Genomic DNA, 19913 nt, shown 5'->3' with positions numbered 1-19913 from the left:
ATATAAATGAAATAAGTAAAAGTATTGACATTAATAAATACCTCTATTAACAATTGCTTTTTCTTTTGATTTTACTTGGGGTTAAATAAAATAATGAAAATATCTTTACTACCTTTTTGTTTATCATTCTTTATTTTCTTATCGTGCAGTCAAATACGAGAAAATAATATAAATAGTGATAAAAAATTTAATAATTATTTCTATAACTTATCGTCAAATAATATATCAAATGGCAATGAAGATTTTACAAATATCTTGGGTGCTAATTCTACAGTTTATATATATTTAGGAGAATCATTTTGTTCAGGCACAGTAGTATCTTCTCATTATGTAATTACAGCTGCTCATTGTGTTTATAATCAAAATACTCATTTGACAAGGTCACCATCAAATGTGGAAATTATGATTGGTAAAAATATTTCTGATTTAAAAAATATTCAAAATATAAAAGTTAAAAATATTTATGTTAATGAAATTTATAAAGATCCATCTTTAAAATATACTTCTTTAGGAGATATAGCTTTAATTGAAACAGAGGATAATTTAGTTTATAAATATTCTCTTACTCCTGCAAAAATTATGCTTGGAAAGCCTAGTGCTTCAGAAAAGCTCCTCTCTATTGGTTATGGAGTGACAGGCAAATATGACGAAAAAACAGGTGGCGTTAAACGATGGGCTCTTTCCAGTGTGGGTTCATTAAGCTTATATATGAGTCAAAATGATAAAAGAAAAATAGATGAAAAATACACTATTGCTATAAAAAATCAGTATGTAAGTGATAAATACGATTCAAAAGATGTACAGGATACCTTTTTAGTGAGCTATAAAATCAGGCAAAACGAAGGACAAGTCTGTTTTGGGGATTCTGGAGGCCCTCAATTTGTAATACGTAATGATGAAGCAGTCTTAATTTCGGCATCGGAAGGATTTAATCCTTATTGGCAAGGCAAGGATTTATACTATTTTATGAAATCTGGCAAAGATATATGTACATATTGGAGCGCTTTAAATACCAGAATTGCACCTTATGTTGATTGGTTAAATAATATTATGAAATTTACGGGTGAATCACTTGTACTAGTTAGTGATTAGAATATGAGATAAAAAAACCATTTTACTCAAAAATTTTAGAAAAATAAAGTAACTTTGATAATCTTTTTTTTAATAATATAAAAATTTCATATAGTTAAATAATAATTTTTAACTAAAAAATTATTATTAAAAAAATATTAAAATATATTCAAAATAATTCTACTAAATTATAAATATAATATGTTAAATATATATATTTAACAATATAAATAAATAATTATAGATTACCAAAAAGTATTGACAATACATATAAATTCATTTAATTAAAAAGTCTTCTTTATATGTATTGATTTATTTTACAGGAAAAAAAATGAAAATAACAAAAAAAATAAAATATAGCTCATTTTTGGTTACGTTAATTTTTATAATATTGAATTTAAAAGCTTTTTCATTAGAAAAAAATTTAGATATAACTCCAAATTTAGGTTATACTCATTTAGAAGGATTTTCTTTTCAAAGAACTGGAAAAATAATTAATAAATTTAATGGGTTAAATCTTGGTGTATCTGCTTTGTATTCCTTTGATAGTCAAGGACTAATTACGCCAGTTCTAGGTGCAGGATATAATTATGTTGGAGTATCAAATAAAAATAATTTAGAATCTGGCACATTTGACACCTATTTTTCTTATCATTCTTTAGTGGCTAATGGTGGTTTTAAATTAAATATATTTAAAAATATATCTATTCATACTCTTGCAAATTTGGGTTATTCTTTTGCCAATACAGTCGATGTAACAACGTCAAGTAATTCTCAATTTGTTAAAAGAGCCTTAGATAAAACTAGTTTTGAAATTAAAAATCATTATTTTTATGGTGTTACGTTAATGGGTGCATATAAATTTAATGATACATTCAGTATGGGCAGCTCCTTTATTTATAACAGGCATTCAATGACGCTTGACTACATTACTCCCCCAGAAACGATTCAAGAAAACTCATCTTTTAATGAATATTCGGCAAATTTAATAGCTTCTTGGTCACTATAATTTTAATTGAGGTTAATTTAAAAAATGAAATTATTTTATATTCCTTTATTCTTAACTCTATTTTTTATTGCTTCATGTAATAAATCACCTGATAATAAATTAAAAAATGAACAATCATGTAATAATCTTCCAGATGGATTTGCATCAAATAAAATTGCAAATGGTTGTGAAGACTTCTCTAAAAATATTTTAGGAGCAAACTCAACTGTTTTTATCGCAGTAGGTGGAGGCATTTGCACTGGCACTGTTGTCTCGCCACATTTTATTATAACTGCAGCTCACTGTACGGTAAAAGCAATGCCATCTGATACCGAAATTATTCTTGGCCAAAATACTTTTGATGTTTTTAATGTAAAATCTTTAAAAGTTAAAAATATATATTCTAATAATATTTATGGTATTTTAAGCAAAGCATCTTTAGGTGATATCGCGCTTATTCAAACAGAAGATAATTTAGTGGATAATTCTCTTACTCCGGCTAAGGTTATTTTATCCAAGCCAATTCCATTTGAAAAAATTCTTTCTATTGGCTATGGTTTAGAAGGTGAATATAAAAAAGGAACTATTGGAATAAAAAGATGGGCTCTTTCCAGTGTGGGTTCATTAAAAATTAATATGAGTTTATATGATAAAAATAATCTTGAAACTTTATATACAGATTTTTCTAATAGTAATTTTGTAAGTAAAAAATATGATTCAAATTATACACAAGATACATTTTTAGTAACATCAAAAAAATCTCAAAGTGAAGGTCAAACTTGTAATGGAGATTCTGGTGGACCTCAATTTGTGATTCGTAATGGAGAAGCTGTTTTAATTTCTGCGACCCAAGGTCTCAATGCCATATGGCAAGGTGATGAAGTGATAGATGTTTTAAATAATAGAAAAGATTCTTGTGAATATGAAAATGGTTTAAACACACGTATTGCTCCTTATGTTGATTGGGTAAATACTATCATGAAAAAATCTGGGGAATCACTTGTTCTTATAGATAAATAAACAAAATTAAGATTGTTTTTTTATATAATTATTTTTGGTTTTGCTTCCTCCTATAAAATTGATATTTAACAGAAATTTATAATTTATTAGATATTTTATTATATTTTTCTTAATCTTATTTGACTAGAAGTTTAGAATGAAATACGCCTTTAAATCTTCAAAAAGGAATTTTGAAGATTTAAAGGATTTTATTATGGCAAAAAAAAATTTAACTTTGAAAATAGTTAGTTGTGTTAGTTCGTTCTTGTTCTTTTCAAACTCAGCCCACGCTGAAGAAAATAATCTCGATATATACGGTGGCATTGGATACACCAATTTGAGTGGGTTTTCTTTTGATACTGCGAAAAATGTATTTAATAAATTTAATGGATTTAATTTAGGTGTATTTGGACTTTATACTTTTGAAAATAATACAAATTTAAAATTTTCAATAGGCTCTGGATTGCAAACTACAAGAACAAAAAATCAGGATACCTCCACAAATATTCCCAATGTAGATTCTTTAAAAGCAAGTTTTGATTATACTTCTTTGATTTTTAATTCCGGAATTAATTATAAATTAACAAATTCAATTTCAATGTATTTATTAGGAAATTTTGGATATACCTTAAAGAATACTTTTAATGTTGATATAGATACAAATGATAATTATGCAAGTGCTGCAAATAGTAGTACAAGTTACACAATAAATAATCACTTTTTTTATGGCGCTACTTTAATGGGTTCATATAAAATTTCTGAAATATTTAGTCTTGGTACAAATTTTATTTACAATAGGCATACAATGACATTAGATTATAAAACGTATCCTTCAACGGTAACAGAGAGATCTTCATTTAATGAATATTCTATAAACTTATTATTTATTTGGTCAATTTAAATATAAATTAATATAAATGAAGGATGTTTTATGAGTTTAAAATTGATTTTGGTTTTTCTATCATCCATTTTTGTTTTCTCTTGTGGTAAAACGAAAAAAGAAGAAATAAATGGAAAAAATAATGAAAATTGTGGTTTTATTCCTGAAGGATTTAAAAGTTCAAATAACACATCTTCTCAATATCTTGTAAATGGATGTGCGAATAGTATTAAATCAATAAAAGGTGAAAACTCTACTGTATATATAGCATTAAATAAAGCAAAAGATAAAGCTGCCATTAATGGATGCTCAGGTACTGTAATATCGGAGCATTTTATTCTGACAGCAGCTCATTGTTTACTCGGTCTTGATAAAAATAATTTGCATGGAATTAAAATAATCCATGGAAATAATGCATATGATTTGCATGAGTCAAAAGTATTTAGTGTAAGTGCAATTTATTCAAATCCTTATTATTTAATTAGAGCTCAAAATTCATCTTTGGGTGATATCGGATTAATTAAAACAAAAGAAAATTTATATAAAAATGGATTAACTATTTCAAAAATTACAATAGACAATCCAAGTGTTAATGAAAATGTTCTATCCATTGGCTATGGTAAAACAGGTGATACACATAATGATTCTTTTGGGTTAAAAAGATGGAATTTTTCAAAAGCAACTATTCCTAAAAATTATAATAGAGATTACTTTGATGGTCTTTTTAATGATAAATATTTTAAAAATGCAATATTCTATAAGTACTTAAATCCTGTATATTCTAAATATCCTTCTGACACTTTTTTAATTTCTGAAAAAATGGCTTTGGAACAGGGGCAAACCTGCGGTGGTGATTCGGGAGGGCCTCAATTTGTCCTTCGAAAAGGGGAACTTGTTTTGATTTCAAGTACGACGGGTTATAATTTTACTCTTCAAGGAAATGCTAATGTTAATGATTTATGCATAGATCTAAAGCAAAGCTTGAATACTAGAGTCGCACCTTATATTGATTGGATTCGTGAAGTTATGAAGCCTCACAAAGAGCAGCCAATCGTTCTACAATAAAAAAAAGAATTTTCATTAAGCTTAGCAATACAAATGCAAAATAATTGCATTTGTATTGCTTTTTTGTTTTGAATCTTGTAGACATGCATCTAATGCAAAAATTTTGCATTAATAATTTATTAACTTGCTAAAATTACTAAATAAATATGAAAGTCACTCTATGAATCAGAATAAAATTCCCGTAACTCTCATTTCAGGTTTTTTAGGAGCCGGAAAAACAACTCTTCTAAGTCATATTTTAGCAAATAAAGAAAATAAAAAAGTTGCAGTTATTGTAAATGATATGGCCTCTATAAATATTGATGCTGCCTTGATTAAGAGAGAGGAAACTCAGTTTTTACAAAAAGAAGAAAAATTGGTAGAAATGACCAATGGTTGTATCTGCTGCACCTTAAGAGAAGATCTCTTGGTTGAAATAAATAAATTAGCAAAGATGAATTCGTTTGATCTTATTATTATTGAATCTACTGGAATATCGGAACCGCTACCTGTTGCAGAGACTTTTACCTTTGAAGATGAAAATGGAAATTCTCTATCCCATTTTGCTAATTTAGATGCTTGTATAACTGTTGTTGATGGGGCACATTTTTTAAAAGAATACTGTTCTTCTGAATTATTAAATACAAAAGAAACATCTTTAGCGGAAGATGATCCACGCAATATATCAGAGTTATTAGCTGCTCAAGTTGAATTTGCAAACATAATCATAATTAATAAAATCGATTTAATAAGTAATGATGAATTAGGTGAATTAAAAGCAGTTCTTCATAAAATGAATCACAAAGCAAAAATATTAACTTCACAAAAAGGAAATGTTCCTTTAGATGAAATTATAAATACAAAACTTTTTAGTTTTGATGAAGCAGAAGAAAATGAAGATTGGCTTCATGAAGAAAGAGGAACTCATTCACCTGAATCTCATGAGTACGGTATTTCTAGTTTTGTATATAAGGCTGAAAGGCCTTTTCATCCAAAACGTTTTTGGCAATTTATCAAAGATGATTCAGATAATGTAATTCGTTCAAAAGGATTTGTATGGATGGCAAATACCCCAAATATTATCGCATATTGGTCACAAGCGGGAAGTTCGTGTAGCTTGGAGCAATATGGAGAGTCAGATGAAGAAACAAAATTTCAAGAAATTGTATTTATTGGACAGGGTTTAAATATTGAAAAAGTAACAGAAAATTTAAATAAATGTTTATTAAATGATATTGAGATGAGTATTCCAGTTGAAAATTGGCCCCACCAGTATGAATCGTTTATCCTTGACAAGTAATTCAATCTCTTAAATAATTAAAAGAACTATAAAATACTTTTAATTTTAGGGATTGAAATGAAAAGAAAAATATTTATTCTATTAATACTTATTTTACCTATTTTTTTTGAAACAAAGATCTTAGCAGAAAAATTAAAGATAAAATTTTATACTACAGATAGATTATCTCCTCATGTAACTTTTATAGGCGATCAAATGACCGGTATTATAGGAGATTTTATTAATGAATCTCTGAATGAAGTTGCAATAATACAAATAAAAGTTCTTCCCTGGCCTAGAGCACAAATAGAAGTTCAGCAAGAAAAAAATTCTATGATTGCGCCTATGGGTAGAACAATTGAAAGAGAAAATAAATTTAAGTGGTTGACAAAAGTATTTGATGATCCTGTCTGTGTTTTTACAGTAAAACCAAATAAAGCTATGAATTCTATAGAAGATATAAAAAGTCTAAATAAAATTGGTTTCACTATGGGTGTAGGTTATTTATATAAAGCAAAAGAAAATGGATTTTCTGATAAAATTATTACAAATTATGAAAGTCAAGAAAATGCAAAACAATTGAAAGAAGGTATTATTAACGCTTGGTTTAGTGGTACCTTAAGCGCAAAAAATCAGTGGAAAATGCAAAAGTTAGATGTAAATCAATTGCAATGTGGTAAGGCAATTACAAATCAACAAATTTCAATCGCAGCGCCTCTTAATTCTGATAGTCAATTTGTTTCAAAAATTTCTGATGTCATGGAGAAATATAAAAGTACACCTAAATTTAAAAAACTTCTTGAAAAATATTCTGTTACTTATTCTCCTTTTGTAAAAAACGAATAAAAATTAAATATTTAGATAATAAAAATTCAATTATTGCAGCTTTTTAAATTTTCTTTTATAATTCAAATTCTTAAAATTAGCTTTAATTTTAAGCTTTTTTATTCTATTCCATTAAATAAATAGGAGCATTAATTAAATGCTACAAGATAAAATAAAATTAGATGTTTTTTGGACTTTTTCTATAAATTTATTGTATTCCATAATGACTGTTTTAATATTATATTTTATTGCTTATTGGGTTATAAGAGCTGTTAAAAAAGCAAATGAAAAAGTTGAGAAAATAGATCCCACTTTATTACCAATTACAATCACAGTAATAAAATATGCTTCATTTATAATAGGTATTTTAATTATATTAAATATTTTTGGTGCAAATACAAATGGAATTATAGCATTTTTAGGTGCAACTGGTTTAGGATTGGCTTTAGCTTTAAAAGAAACACTACAAAATATTGCTTCGGGTTTAATGCTCATTTTTTTAAGACCATTTAAAGTAAATGATTATATAGAGTCTAATTCAAATAACGGTACAGTCCAAGAAATTAATTTATTTACTACAACTTTAAAAACAAATGACGGCTTATTTTTATTTGTTCCCAATAGCTTATTGTGGAATTCGTCTATTAAAAATTTCACGAAAAATGGAACAAGAAGACTGGATTTTATAGTAGGAATATCTTATGAAAATCAAGTTGAAAAAGCAAAAGAAATATTAACTAATCTTGCTAGATTAGACGGTCGTATATTAAAAGAGCCATCCCCATTAGTCGCTTTAACTGCATTGGGAGATAACTCTGTTAGTATGATGTTACGCTGTTGGGTTAGTGTAGATAATTATTGGGATGTAAATTATTATTTATACAAAACAGTTAAAGAAACATTTGACTCTAGCGGGATTTCTATTCCTTATCCTCAAAGAGATATTCGTCTTAAAATATCAAATGATAATTTAGCAAATGATAAAATAATGGCTTTAAAATAACTCTATTAAACTCCATTTGAAATGGTACTTTTATTTCCGTTTCTTATGGATGTATAATGAGGAGACATTATTTCGACTCCAGCCATGTTAAAATTATCTCGAATATTTTGATTTAATTCAGAGTATATATTTGCCATTTGATTTGGTTGTCTTGTATAAGCATTTATTTCATAAGATACATAAAAATCATTTAATTGTGTTTGTAAAACAAATGGAACAGGTTCATTTAAAATGCCATTCGTTTTTAAAGCAGATTTTATTAATAGTTCATGAACGATACGCCAAGGAGTATCGTAGCCAATACTTATTGTTTGGTTTAATATTAAACCATATGAATCTGCTGATGAACTATAATTAATAATATGACTTCCTAATACCATTGAGCTAGGAATGGTAATGTCTTCATTTTTTATGGTTCTTACGCGTATGACAAGTAAGTTTTTTTCAATCACATCGCCAACAGTGGAAGAAATTTTAACTCTATCTCCCACTTTAAATGGCATCATATAAGTTAACACAATTCCAGAAACCATATTTGCTACAGCAGAACTTGAACCAAGAGAAAATAAAATACCTAAAAATACAGAAATTCCTTGGAAAGCAGGCGATCCAGATCCAGGAAGATAGGGAAAAATGATGATTAAAGAAAATGCCAAAATAAGAATTCGTGTTAATTTATAAGATGGTTCAGCCCAATCTTTATAAAATCCATTTATTTGTATAGATCCCTTTGATATTTCATTAAAAATAAATTTTGTAAATCTAAGAATGTATTTTGTAATAATCATAATAATGAAAATTAAAAATATTTTAGGCAAGTAATTAATAATAACAAATAAAACTTTTTTAAGGGGATCAATTACATAATGCAATAATGTAGGCACAAAATTTTCAGTCCATGGAAAAAAACTAAAAACTAAAGGAATATAAAAGTATAGTAAAAATAAAATAATAATAATACGTGTGGCACTTAAAGACCATAGAATGAAACCAAGTAATCTATCTTCAGTTAAAAGTTCAAAATTTCTAAATGTCAATGATCGAATTTTAGAGCCTTTTAAGCCAGATATTTTATTATTGATTTTATTGAAAATAATATTTAAAAAATAATATAAAACTAATAATACAAGAGTTGCTACAATTGTATAAAAAACAGATAGCCAAATAGTTTCTGTTTCATTTAAATTCATAAGATAAATTCCTTTGCTTCGAAACATAAGAAGAATGTTAAATTTATCTTATAAATAAAATGCTAACAAGTGCAAAATTAAATATTATAGTTGGTGAATTAACTCTAAGTGATTTTCATATAATTTTTTAACATTTGTATATGGAATAAATAAATTTGGCATTGCAGCTATGATGTCAATATGATTCCATCCTGTTTTAACGCCCATATCATTCCAAATTCCAATTTGTGGAGTTCCATTAAAAGAAATACTTTTAGAGTTGAATGGAGCTTGCATACTATAGGTATTTACAATGCCATCGTTAGCAAGCCATTTGGAATCTATTATTACTTTATTTGGATCATTTTGAGTATAGCAACCTATTGCTCCAGATGGAAAATCAAGTAAATTTAAAAAAGAAAATTTACATTGGTTAAATGGATTTGTCATAAATGTTGACTGAGTTGAAAATGTAAAGTAATAAACGCCTGAATATGTTTTTTCTTTTGCATTATTATCTCTTGCCCCTTCTGGGCTTAAATCCCATTTACTTATATCTTTTGTATCAAATATTTTAGAATTTAAGACACGATTCGCATATTCAGATATCGTTTCATTTTTGTTTTTAACTAGGCCCCAATGCTCAACTTTTAAGTCATACAAAAAACCTTTTCCAAGTCCAGCAATAGCTCCAAAGTAAGAAAAAATAGATTGAATTGTTGGTATAAAGGCATCTAAAATATTTGTTAATGTTGTTCCGTTATTTGGAGAAGCAACAGTTGTGATGCTGGTAACCCAATCTTTTTTCCCTCTAAATAATTCATTAACATCATTTTTATTGTTAACAACTTCTTCAGGAGAACCCTCTTTTAATAAAGTTAACAGAGTTCTGATGGTCTGCCCTCCTTGGCTGTGACCTATAAGGTGAATTTTATTATTTTCATTCCATTGTGAATATAAAGGTTTTGTATAGCACCTTCCAAAACGGGCATGTCCATATTTTTTGGAATGAAGCTCCCCATAATCCGTACATGTTCCTTTAATTTGTGCAAATAATTCGACGGCTCTGTCGTAGTTTGAACTTAAGGGACCAACGGATGCTGTATATACGCGATTGCCAATGGATTTGAGCTCTTCTTGTAAATCATGCGATCCACCCCAATAAAGGAACCCAAGCATTTCATCTCTACCCCAGCCTGTGAAGCCATGGACAAGTATAATAGGGTCATTATTCATAGCATGACAATTAAATGAAAAAATTGTGAAATAAAAAGTAATATAAATCATTAATTTTTTTAAAATAGACATAATAAGCTCCTCTAATTATCTATTCTATATCTAAAAGTTTATTCAATTTTGGTAACAAAAACCTAATGACTTAATACACTGTTTTTTTTGGACTTTCAAATAATTTGTGACTTTTTTGTAACAAGCGATTGCAATATATATTAGTTACGGCATAATTTCATATTAGAAGCTCATTTCTTCTGAAAAGCTTGAAATTTCTTCTTTTTATATAAATTTATAAATATCTAAATTGCGAAAATACTATGGAACTAAAAAATTTTTTATTCGAATTAAATAATCAAGATAATGTTAAAAAGATAAAAATAAATTCAAATCTATTAGATAATAATTTAAAAGAAATTTGGATTCCTGGTTCTAAAAGTTTTACAAATAGAGCTGTTGTATTAGCAGGAATGTGTTCTGAACCTGTTACATTATATGGTTTTTTATTTTCAGAAGATTCTTATTGGGGTCTTGATGCTCTTAAAAAGCTTGGTTATTTAATTCAAATTGATTATAAATCAAAAAAAGTAACAATAATTCCTCAAATTGATATAAAATTAAATACGGCAACTCTTTTTTTTGGTAAAGCAGGTACTTTAGCCCGTTTTTTTCCTGCTGTCATTTTGAATTGGCAAAATACATTTCCAAATAGTAACAAATTAAAAGTTGATATTAGCGGTGAACCTCAATTAATGAGGCGTCCTTTATCTCCACTAGTGAAAGCCCTAAAAGAATTAAATGCTAATATTTCTTCTGATCAAATGCCTTTTCAAATAGAGTCTTCTCATCTTGAAGGCGAATGTAATATTAGCGGGAAAGTTTCAGGCCAATTTTTAAGTGGACTATTATTATGCGCTGCGGGAGCTCAGAAAAAAATTAAAATAAATCGCATCGAGAACTTAGTGCAACCCGATTATGTTCGTATGACAATTCAATCCATAAAAAAGTTTGGAGGTATTGTTAATTGTGATAAAGAACTAAATCACTTTGAAATACAAACGATCTCAAAATTAGGTGCTGAAAATTATACCATTGAAGCTGACGCTTCCACATGTTGTTATTTTATTTCTTTAGCCTTTTTGCATAATTTAAATTTAAAAATATTAAATTTAGGTTCATCAACTTTACAACCTGATTTTAAATTTATTGAGCTTCTTATTCAAATGGGTGCTAATATTAAAATATCTGAAAATGAAGTTTTTGTTTCCAAAAAAGAAAATTTTTCAAAGCCAAAAGGAAATTTTACGTTTGATTTTTCTCTTTATAGCGACCAAGCTTTAACTATGGGTGCAATTGGACTTTTTGCTGATGGCCCTATTCTTATTACTGGTGTTTCCCATATACGTCATCATGAAAGTGATCGTATATCCTGTTTCGTTAAAAATATTTTATCGTTGGGGCTTAAAATTGATGAATTGCCCGATGGCTTTAAAATTTATCCAATTGAAAAAAATTTAAATGAGATAAAAGGTGAATTTGAAACATGGGAAGATCATCGTTTTGCTATGACAGGGTTTTTAATTTCATCTAAATTAAATCAAGTGAGCATTCAAAATCCAAAGTGTGTTGAAAAAACAGCACCTCAATTTTTTAATCAAGTTCAAGAACTTGGTTTTCAAATTGATATTATTAAGGAAGAATAATTATTATGTCGAGTAATTTAGGTACGCTTTTTCGAGTTTCTACATTTGGTGAATCACATGGAGTTGGTCTTGGTTGTATCATTGATGGATGTCCTTCTGGAATTAAAATAGAAGAAAGTGCAATTCAATCTTTTTTAAATAGAAGAAGACCAGGTCAGAATGAATTTACAACACCAAGAGGAGAGCTTGATACCTGTGAAATATTATCGGGTGTTGAAAATTCTGTTACTTTAGGAACGCCTATAGCTATTATAGTTCGTAATCAAGATAAAAAAGCAAATGACTATCAAGATATCAATCAAATATTTCGACCAGGTCATGCCGATTATACTACATTCAAAAAATATGGGACAAGCCCTTCAAGTGGAGGGGGGAGAGCAAGCGCTCGTGAAACAATTGGGCGTGTCGCAGCAGCTGCTGTTGCAAAAGCTTATGTTCAAAGTAAAATTCCTAATGCAGAAATTATTGGTTGGGTTGATCGCATTTATGATATTCAAGCTAATGTAACAACGAACTCTATTACTTTTAATGAAGTAGAAGCTAGTTTAATTCGATGTCCCGACAAAAATGCCGAAGAAAAAATGAAAGAAAAAATTTTGGAAGCAAAAACAGAAGGGGATTCTCTTGGCGGTGTTGTTCGCTGTATTGCGAGAAATATACCAGCAGGATTAGGAGAGCCTGTTTTTGATAAACTAGAAGCCGAATTGGCAAAAGCAATGTTGAGTTTACCAGCAGTAAGATCTTTTGAAATTGGGGATGGTTTGGCTTCAACTTATTTAAAGGGTAGCGAAAATAATGATGCTTTTCAGTTAAATGAATCTGGGGCTGTCGTTACCCAAAGTAATAAATCGGGTGGAATTCAGGGTGGTATTTCAAATGGAATGCCAATCCTAATTAGTGTTGGATTCAAACCAGTTTCAACCATATTTAAAGAACAAAACACAGTAACAAAAGAATTGAAAGAAATTTCCTTTAAAGCAAAATCAGGTAGACATGATCCATGTGTTTTGCCTAGAGCCGTTCCTTTAGTTGAATCTATGTTTTGGCTAGTACTTGCGGATCATTTATTACGTCAATTTTCTTTAAACCCAAAATTTTTAATTGAATAAGAAGTCGCTAATGAAACATCTCCTGACAAAAAATTACAATGATATTTTAATGATATTAAATGATTTTTTTTTAAAAGGTTACACCCGAAAATCATTGCCAGAATATGACTCATCATACAAAAAAGAATTATTCGATTTTGCTTGTCAAATTTTTAAAAGAGGTTTTATTTCTCAAAAGCAAAATGAGGATCCCAATCATTTGATTCCTCTTCCTACGATTCTTTCTCAAACTGAATACATAAGTTTTTTGCAAAATTTAAACATTTCTCATGTTTTTTATTTTATAGATGAAAACTTATATGAGAAACAGAGTACGTTAAAAAATTTTCTTAATGATAAAAAGCATTTATTATATAAACCAGATGAGTCCACAAAATCTATTGAAACAGTCTACAAATGGATAGAAGTTTTACCTAATGAAACCCAATTAATTATTGTTATGGGGGGTGGCATTATATTAGATATTGTCGGATTTATTGCTGGTTTATTGAAAATTAAAGTCTATTATTTGCCGACAACTCTTCTTTCTTCTGTTGATGCTGGAATTGGTGGAAAAACGGGTGTTAACTTTTATCCCTATGGAAAAAATCAAATTGGTTTATTCTATGAAGCTGAAAAACTTTTTTGTGTGCCAGAATATTTTCAAACCCTATCTCAGGTCGATATTATTTGTGGTTTGGCAGAAGCAATAAAACATTCCTGGATTTTTGGTGAATTTTTAAATGATTATGAATCAATTATAAAAATTTATCAGAATAATTCATCAATAGAAGATTTTTATTATTTAATATCAAAAAGTATAAAATATAAGTCTACTATTGTTAATCTAGATTTATATGAATCAAAAGACATAAGAACATCATTAAATTTTGGGCACACATTAGCACATATTATTGAAGCACTTGCAGAAGATCATTCTATTCAATTTCTTCCGCACGGAATAGCCGTTGCTCATGGCCTGAATTTTATTATACAATCTGGTCTTGTTTCTTTTTCAAGTGATCATCAAAGTATGGTAAATATTATAAGAGATATAACATATAAATATCCTATTGTAATAAAAAATCAGATCTCTCAAATTCAAATTGAAAAATATTTAGTGCAAGATAAAAAAAATGAAGATGCTTCTCAATGTGCTTTAAGTTTACCTTCTTATGGACAATTTTCTTTAATGAATAGCAACTCTGTTTTTTTATCCGTAACAAAAAAATATCCTGTAAGCTTAATCTCTAAATTAATGTTTGAATATATAACCTCAAATTAATCATTTAATTTTGTCAAATTGTTACCATAGAGAAAATATTTTCCTATTAAGTCTTGAATATTATGTTTTTATTTGTAAATATTATGACTGGGTAATTTACTTTATAACATTATGACAAAAAGGAACTTCGTATGGATCCTCGTCCAACTCGTATGCCATGGTTGTCACCTTATTTAGCAGTTAGAAATCTAGAAAGATCTGCTGACTTTTATACAAAAGCATTTGGCTTTAAAACAAAGGGTATGAAAGATCATAATGGTCATGTAAATCATATTAATATATTTCATAAAAATACAGTTTTATTTATGATTCATCCAGAAAGTTCAATGGGAAGTCCAGCCAGATCTCCTTCTACATTAAATGTTTCTGCGTCACAATCATTTTATGTTTTTGTAGACAATGTTGATAAAATTTATGAAAAAGCGATTGCAAGCGGTTGTAGAAGTGTTGTTTCTCCCGAAGATTTTTATTGGGGAGATAGAATGTGCACCGTAACAGATATTGATGGATATTCATGGTCCTTTGCAAAAGTTCTTAAAAAAGCGGCAACAAAAAAGAAAAAAACAACTTCTAAAAAGAAAAAAACTTCCGCTAAAAAGACCACAAAAGCAAAAAAGACCACCAAAAAAGCAGTAAAAAAGCCTGCTAAAAAAAGAAAACCGAAAACAACAAAAAAGTAATTTAATTTTTTAACTGAACATTTCTTGATTTTTTAATGATTAATTTAAAAATTTTAAGAATAAATTCAGGGTCTAAATTAAATTTTAAACTCAATTCATGATAATAGGAATTCAAATTTTTTTCTCTTTCAGAATCATAGATTTGAATTCCCATTTCTCTTTTAATTTCTCCTATTTTAGTTGATATGTTTTCTCTTTTTGCTAAGCACTCAATGATTAGCTTATCTATATCTTCTATCTCTTTTCTTAAAGTATTTAAATTCAAAATAAAATTTCCTTTAATCTTGATGTTTAGTTAAATATTTTCAACAATAATAAAAGTGGTTAAATTTTGTAATTCATCTTGTATTTTTTCTTCTCTTATTTTTAAATTATAAAGGGAAGCTGTTTTTTTATGACCGATAATAGCCGTATTTAAAGGAAAAAGACCATCTGAAAGATTTCTTGCTGCCAACGCCGTATTTTTCCACTCAATGTATTCAATATTTGGAAAATTACTTTTTAAATATTTTTGGCATTGGGCAAAGGCTTGTGGATGAGAAACAATTGTGGTTATTTCATTTAAACTAACTTCATTTTTCGTAATTAGATTATGTTCAATTTTTATGCTTATATTTTCTTTATACTTAAAATGATATTTGCCCATAGCTTCAAAGGCTGTTTTAACTAAACCTCCTCTTAAATTAACTACGGGAAAAATTCCATATTGAATAGAATTTTCCGAGAGTGAGCTTAAAACACCTTCTATATCAATTAAGTATTTAAGTTCGAAACAAAGGTTAGATTGTTCAATATATTTTAAAGCTGCTTCTTCCGAAAAAGAACCTATATCACCAGAAACACCTAAAATCACGTTTATCTCCTAGTTTAAGTTTCAATCTTTTTAAAAATCATTATTTTAATTTTTTAAATAAATTAAAAATCATTTCTTCTGTCTTATCCCACCCTAAACAAGGATCTGTGATAGATAATCCATTTAAATTAATTTTTTCAGGTTGATTAGCTAGAATAGGTTGACAGCCATCTTGAATAAAACTTTCAACCATAAATCCTTTTACCAATTTTTTTAAATCGGGGCGATCTTTTATATTATCTAAAATTTCAAAAATATTGTTTACTTGTAAAAGATGGTCTTTTTTGCCATTTAAAAGACAATTGTCGTGACTGGTATCAATTATAATAGCTGGATTTTTAATTTTATGTTCTTCCATATGATTTTTTACTTCATTTAAATGCATATTAGAGAAATTGGGGCCATGATTACTTCCTCGTAATACGAGGTGAGCATGTTGATTTCCATTTGTTTCCACTTCATAACCATTCATTGCTGAAATATGATTATATTGAGCTGCAACAATACTATTTACCCCAATTTTTAATGAACCATGTGTTGGGTTTTTTAATCCAACAGCACATTCAATCGCAGATGCAAAAATACGGTGTTCTTGATCTTCACTACTTCGTGCTCCTATGGCAACCCAAGAAAGAAGTTCTAAAAATACATCAGCATTTTGGGTGGATAAAGCTTCGTCAGCGATAGGCAAGCCCATTTCAACGACATCAACCATCATTTTTCTAGAATATTTCATGCCAGCTTCTAGATCGGGTTGTTTGAAAGGATCAGGTTGAATAATTGGTCCAACCCAACCTTTAGTCGTTCTTGGCTTTTGAATATAAACTCGCATTACAATTTTAATACGTTCGTTTACTTTTTCTTCTAATTTTTTTAGTTTTTCTGCATAATTTAAAACAGCTTTTTCGGGCCAAGCAGAGCAAGGCCCTACAATTAATAAGAGCCTATTGTCTTTCCCTTCTAAAATATTTTTTACTTCTATTCTATCTTTTTCAATTTTTTGTTTTGCTGTAGTAGATAAGGGAGCATAATCAATAATTTCTTTATGGGTAGGAATTTTTTTTAATATATTATAATTCATGAGTTTGTTCCTTTATTTAAATTTTAAATGAAGTTTTAATTAATTTAATTTTTTATTTTAATTATAATTTCAAAATTAAAATGAATTTAATTAATATATTTATTTTTTTGTTAAATGGGATTTATTAAAAGTTATAAAATCGGAAGGAATAAAAAGAATAGGCAGCAGAAGTTTTACAAGAAGATGAGTTTGATATTATTGACTTTATTTGATTCTCTCGCAAGCTGACTTTCATGATTTTCTTTCCTTTATTAGGGACTTATAAGAATACACGAGCATATCAGTTTATAAGTATATTAGAATGAAAATAAAAAATCAAGGTTTTTTTTTATTTATATAACTTCTATAAAATTAAGAAGATATGGTTTTATTGATAGTTCATTCCTCAATATTTAATTTATAATTTAAAATTGAATTAAGAAAATATTAATCAAATTTACATAAAACCATTAAAATTGTTTAAAAAATGACATATGAAATCTTTTCTCTTAAAAATTAAAAAAAATAGTTTAATTTTATTAAAAAAGGAATTCTAGTGAGTAATCATGTTGAAACTCAGTTTATAAATACATTTTTAGAAGAAGCTTTAGAGAACTTGGCTTCTTGGGAAACAACTTGTTTAAATATCAATAATAAAAATGAAAAAGAATCTCTCATCCAACTATTTCGTATTGCTCATAATTTAAAAGGCTCTTCAGCTTCTGTAGGGTTAAAACAATTTGCAGAATACATTCACAAAGTAGAAGAACTTTTAACTTATATTAAAAATGATCAAATAAATTTTGAAATAAATATTTTAAATCTTTTTTTTGAAATACATACAATTAGTAATGATTGGATAAAATCTATTCAAAATGATGTTAGTTATGTTCATAACAATATACAAAAAAATATTGATATTATTTCATTTGCTTTAGAAAATAAGAAGTATATTAATGAGAAAAACGTACCTATAGAAAATTTTGAGATATTTAAAGATGAAAAAAATTTAGGTTTAGAAAATAAAGAAAAAAATGATACATTTAAAAACGTTGAAATTAATCAAAGTGAATTAGAAAAGAATAAAAAAATAAACCTTGAGGAATATTTAAGAGTAAACGTAAGTAAATTAGATAATTTGATTAATTATATTGGTGAAGTTGTAATAGATCAAAATATTTTAAAACAAAAATCTTTAACAAACTCGCTTCCTCAAGATGTCAAAAATATTATTTCTCAAATGGGAAAGAATATTCAAGAGCTCCAAGATATTACTTTGTCTTTAAGAATGATGTCATTAGATCAGCAATTTCAAAAAATGAACAGGATAGTCAGAGATCTTGCTTTTAAACAAGAAAAAAAAATTCGCTTTGATTCTTTTGGTTCTGAAGTTGAATTAGATAAAATTATTGTTGATAAGTTAACAGATCCTCTTACGCATTTAATAAGAAATGCAATTGATCATGGAATCGAAAGTCAAGATGAAAGACTAAGAAAAAACAAATCTATTGAAAGTTTAATTGAATTAAGAGCTATGCAAGATGAAGGTAATGTAAAAATTTATTTAAGAGATGATGGAAAAGGTCTTGATGAAAACAAAATATTAAAAAAAGCGATTGAAAATGGAATTGTAGATGAGAAAAATAATTTAACAAAAGATGAAATTCATAGACTTATATTTAAGCCAGGATTCTCAACCAAAGATATAGTAACCGATATTTCTGGAAGAGGTGTAGGCTTAGATGTAGTGAATAATGTAATTTCAGAGTTAAAAGGAAGCATAGATATTGAAACAGAAATTGATAAAGGTACAACATTTATTATATCTTTACCTTCATCTCTTTCAATTATTAAAGGCCTGATTTTTAAATCAAATAATCAACTGTTTGTTATTCCTGAATCTCAAATTTCTGAGATTGTAGATCATAAAAAATTTAAAATTGAATCTCGAATTAATGGAAGCGAAGTTTTTACATTAAGAAATGAAATAATTCCTATTATATCATTAAATAAAGTTTTCAGAAATCATGAAATAGAAAATGAAATTGTGGATGAAAAAAATGGAATATTAATTCAACATTTAGGTAAAAAATTCTCTTTTCAAGTGGATCAAATAATTGCGACACAATCTATTGTGTTAAAAAAGCTGTCTAAAGAACTCAAGGGAATCCCTGGTGTTCTTGCTACAACAGTTTTAGGAAATGGTGAACCTGCTTTAGTGCTTAATTTAAGTCAGTTAATAAATATTTGGAGTTATGATGGATTTTAATGAAGAAGAAAATAAATATTTAATATTTAAAGTATTAAATGAAGAATATGCCTGTAATATTTTACAAATTAAAGAAGTGATCAAATCTGTAAATATAAAGCCAGTACCATTTATGGTTCCTTATTTTAAAGGAATTATAAATTTAAGAGGAAAGATTATTAGTGTTATAGATTTTAGAATTAAAATATCTCCAAATTTTAATGATGAAGAAAATAAAGGAATTATTTTAGTAGTAGAGAATGATTCTATAAGTATTGGAGTTATAGTTGATGATTTAGTTTCAGTTCAAACAATTAATGCATCAGAAATTCAAAAAAATAATGATATGAAGTATTCTATAGATATAAAATTTATTATTGGGAATTATATTTTGAAAGATAAATTAGTGACTATTTTAGATTTAATCTCATCTATAAGCGATGAAGATTTAAAAATTATTAAAGAAAATGAGAGTTTGAAGTTATCCATAAATATATAAAGGACAAAA

General features: G+C 27.5%; 19 protein-coding genes. 14 read left to right on the top strand and 5 right to left on the bottom strand.

Annotated features, from left to right (window positions below; translation table 11 throughout):
- Window positions 1-93: 93 nt before the first annotated feature.
- The 8 genes from GCL60_RS03300 to GCL60_RS03265 all read left to right on the top strand — a co-directional run bounded on the left by GCL60_RS03300 (window position 94) and on the right by GCL60_RS03265 (window position 8089).
- Window positions 94-1092 carry a trypsin-like serine protease gene (locus GCL60_RS03300; RefSeq protein WP_153418440.1) on the top strand — a complete coding sequence of 333 codons (999 nt, stop codon included), beginning with the start codon at window positions 94-96 and terminating at the stop codon, window positions 1090-1092.
- Window positions 1093-1402: 310 nt separating this feature from the next.
- Window positions 1403-2080 (top strand): hypothetical protein, encoded by a 678-nt coding sequence (locus tag GCL60_RS03295; RefSeq protein ID WP_153418439.1) that lies wholly within the window; start codon window positions 1403-1405, stop codon window positions 2078-2080.
- Window positions 2081-2104: 24 nt separating this feature from the next.
- Window positions 2105-3079: a trypsin-like serine protease gene (locus tag GCL60_RS03290; RefSeq protein WP_153418438.1), complete on the top strand. Its 975-nt coding sequence runs from the start codon at window positions 2105-2107 to the stop codon at window positions 3077-3079.
- Window positions 3080-3272: 193 nt separating this feature from the next.
- Complete coding sequence (locus GCL60_RS03285) at window positions 3273-3959, top strand: porin family protein (protein WP_153418437.1); 687 nt, start codon at window positions 3273-3275, stop codon at window positions 3957-3959.
- A 30-nt stretch (window positions 3960-3989) separates the two neighbouring features.
- Complete coding sequence (locus GCL60_RS03280; protein ID WP_153418436.1) at window positions 3990-5003, top strand: trypsin-like serine protease; 1014 nt, start codon at window positions 3990-3992, stop codon at window positions 5001-5003.
- 160 nt (window positions 5004-5163) lie between these two features.
- Entirely contained in the window at window positions 5164-6282 is a 1119-nt protein-coding gene (locus GCL60_RS03275) for a GTP-binding protein (protein WP_153418435.1), read from the top strand.
- A gap of 57 nt (window positions 6283-6339) precedes the next feature.
- Window positions 6340-7107 carry a substrate-binding periplasmic protein gene (locus tag GCL60_RS03270; protein WP_153418434.1) on the top strand — a complete coding sequence of 256 codons (768 nt, stop codon included), beginning with the start codon at window positions 6340-6342 and terminating at the stop codon, window positions 7105-7107.
- Between the two features lie 136 nt (window positions 7108-7243).
- On the top strand, window positions 7244-8089 hold the full coding sequence (locus GCL60_RS03265) for a mechanosensitive ion channel family protein (protein ID WP_153418433.1): 846 nt from the start codon (window positions 7244-7246) through the stop codon (window positions 8087-8089).
- A 5-nt stretch (window positions 8090-8094) separates the two neighbouring features.
- On the opposite strand, the gene GCL60_RS03260 is transcribed toward GCL60_RS03265, so the two are convergent.
- Both GCL60_RS03260 and GCL60_RS03255 read right to left on the bottom strand, forming a co-directional pair.
- Window positions 8095-9279, bottom strand: coding sequence for a mechanosensitive ion channel family protein (locus tag GCL60_RS03260; protein WP_153418432.1), 1185 nt, complete (start codon window positions 9277-9279; stop codon window positions 8095-8097).
- Window positions 9280-9363: 84 nt separating this feature from the next.
- Window positions 9364-10566, bottom strand: coding sequence for an esterase/lipase family protein (locus tag GCL60_RS03255; protein ID WP_153418431.1), 1203 nt, complete (start codon window positions 10564-10566; stop codon window positions 9364-9366).
- Window positions 10567-10808: 242 nt separating this feature from the next.
- Between GCL60_RS03255 and aroA the strand changes: the two genes are divergently transcribed.
- From aroA to GCL60_RS03235, 4 genes are all read left to right on the top strand, one after another.
- Complete coding sequence (gene aroA / locus GCL60_RS03250) at window positions 10809-12191, top strand: 3-phosphoshikimate 1-carboxyvinyltransferase (protein WP_153418430.1); 1383 nt, start codon at window positions 10809-10811, stop codon at window positions 12189-12191.
- Between the two features lie 5 nt (window positions 12192-12196).
- Window positions 12197-13300, top strand: coding sequence for a chorismate synthase (gene aroC / locus GCL60_RS03245; RefSeq protein ID WP_153418429.1), 1104 nt, complete (start codon window positions 12197-12199; stop codon window positions 13298-13300).
- A gap of 10 nt (window positions 13301-13310) precedes the next feature.
- Entirely contained in the window at window positions 13311-14564 is a 1254-nt protein-coding gene (locus GCL60_RS03240; protein ID WP_153418428.1) for a 3-dehydroquinate synthase family protein, read from the top strand.
- A gap of 131 nt (window positions 14565-14695) precedes the next feature.
- Window positions 14696-15244 carry a VOC family protein gene (locus GCL60_RS03235; protein ID WP_153418427.1) on the top strand — a complete coding sequence of 183 codons (549 nt, stop codon included), beginning with the start codon at window positions 14696-14698 and terminating at the stop codon, window positions 15242-15244.
- 1 nt (window position 15245) lies between these two features.
- Here the strand turns inward: GCL60_RS03235 and GCL60_RS03230 are convergent, their stop codons facing one another.
- From GCL60_RS03230 to GCL60_RS03220, 3 genes are read right to left on the bottom strand one after another with little or no spacing between them, the layout of a single operon-like run.
- Window positions 15246-15509, bottom strand: a complete 264-nt coding sequence (locus GCL60_RS03230; RefSeq protein WP_202613991.1) for a chorismate mutase — start codon at window positions 15507-15509, stop codon at window positions 15246-15248.
- Window positions 15510-15539: 30 nt separating this feature from the next.
- Entirely contained in the window at window positions 15540-16097 is a 558-nt protein-coding gene (locus tag GCL60_RS03225) for a prephenate dehydratase domain-containing protein (RefSeq protein ID WP_202613990.1), read from the bottom strand.
- 40 nt (window positions 16098-16137) lie between these two features.
- A complete protein-coding gene (locus GCL60_RS03220) occupies window positions 16138-17178 on the bottom strand; it encodes a 3-deoxy-7-phosphoheptulonate synthase (RefSeq protein ID WP_153418424.1) in 1041 nt (346 codons plus the stop codon).
- A 535-nt stretch (window positions 17179-17713) separates the two neighbouring features.
- Between GCL60_RS03220 and GCL60_RS03215 the strand changes: the two genes are divergently transcribed.
- Together GCL60_RS03215 and GCL60_RS03210 are read left to right on the top strand one after the other, a co-directional pair.
- Window positions 17714-19426: a chemotaxis protein CheA gene (locus tag GCL60_RS03215; protein WP_153418423.1), complete on the top strand. Its 1713-nt coding sequence runs from the start codon at window positions 17714-17716 to the stop codon at window positions 19424-19426.
- Complete coding sequence (locus GCL60_RS03210; RefSeq protein ID WP_161998056.1) at window positions 19416-19904, top strand: chemotaxis protein CheW; 489 nt, start codon at window positions 19416-19418, stop codon at window positions 19902-19904. The genes GCL60_RS03215 and GCL60_RS03210 overlap by 11 nt, the downstream gene beginning before the upstream one ends.
- Window positions 19905-19913: the final 9 nt, after the last annotated feature.

The sequence above is a fragment of the Silvanigrella paludirubra genome (assembly GCF_009208775.1).
GTDB classification, from domain to species: domain Bacteria; phylum Bdellovibrionota_B; class Oligoflexia; order Silvanigrellales; family Silvanigrellaceae; genus Silvanigrella; species Silvanigrella paludirubra.
This window is presented reverse-complemented; position numbering and strand designations above follow the sequence as displayed.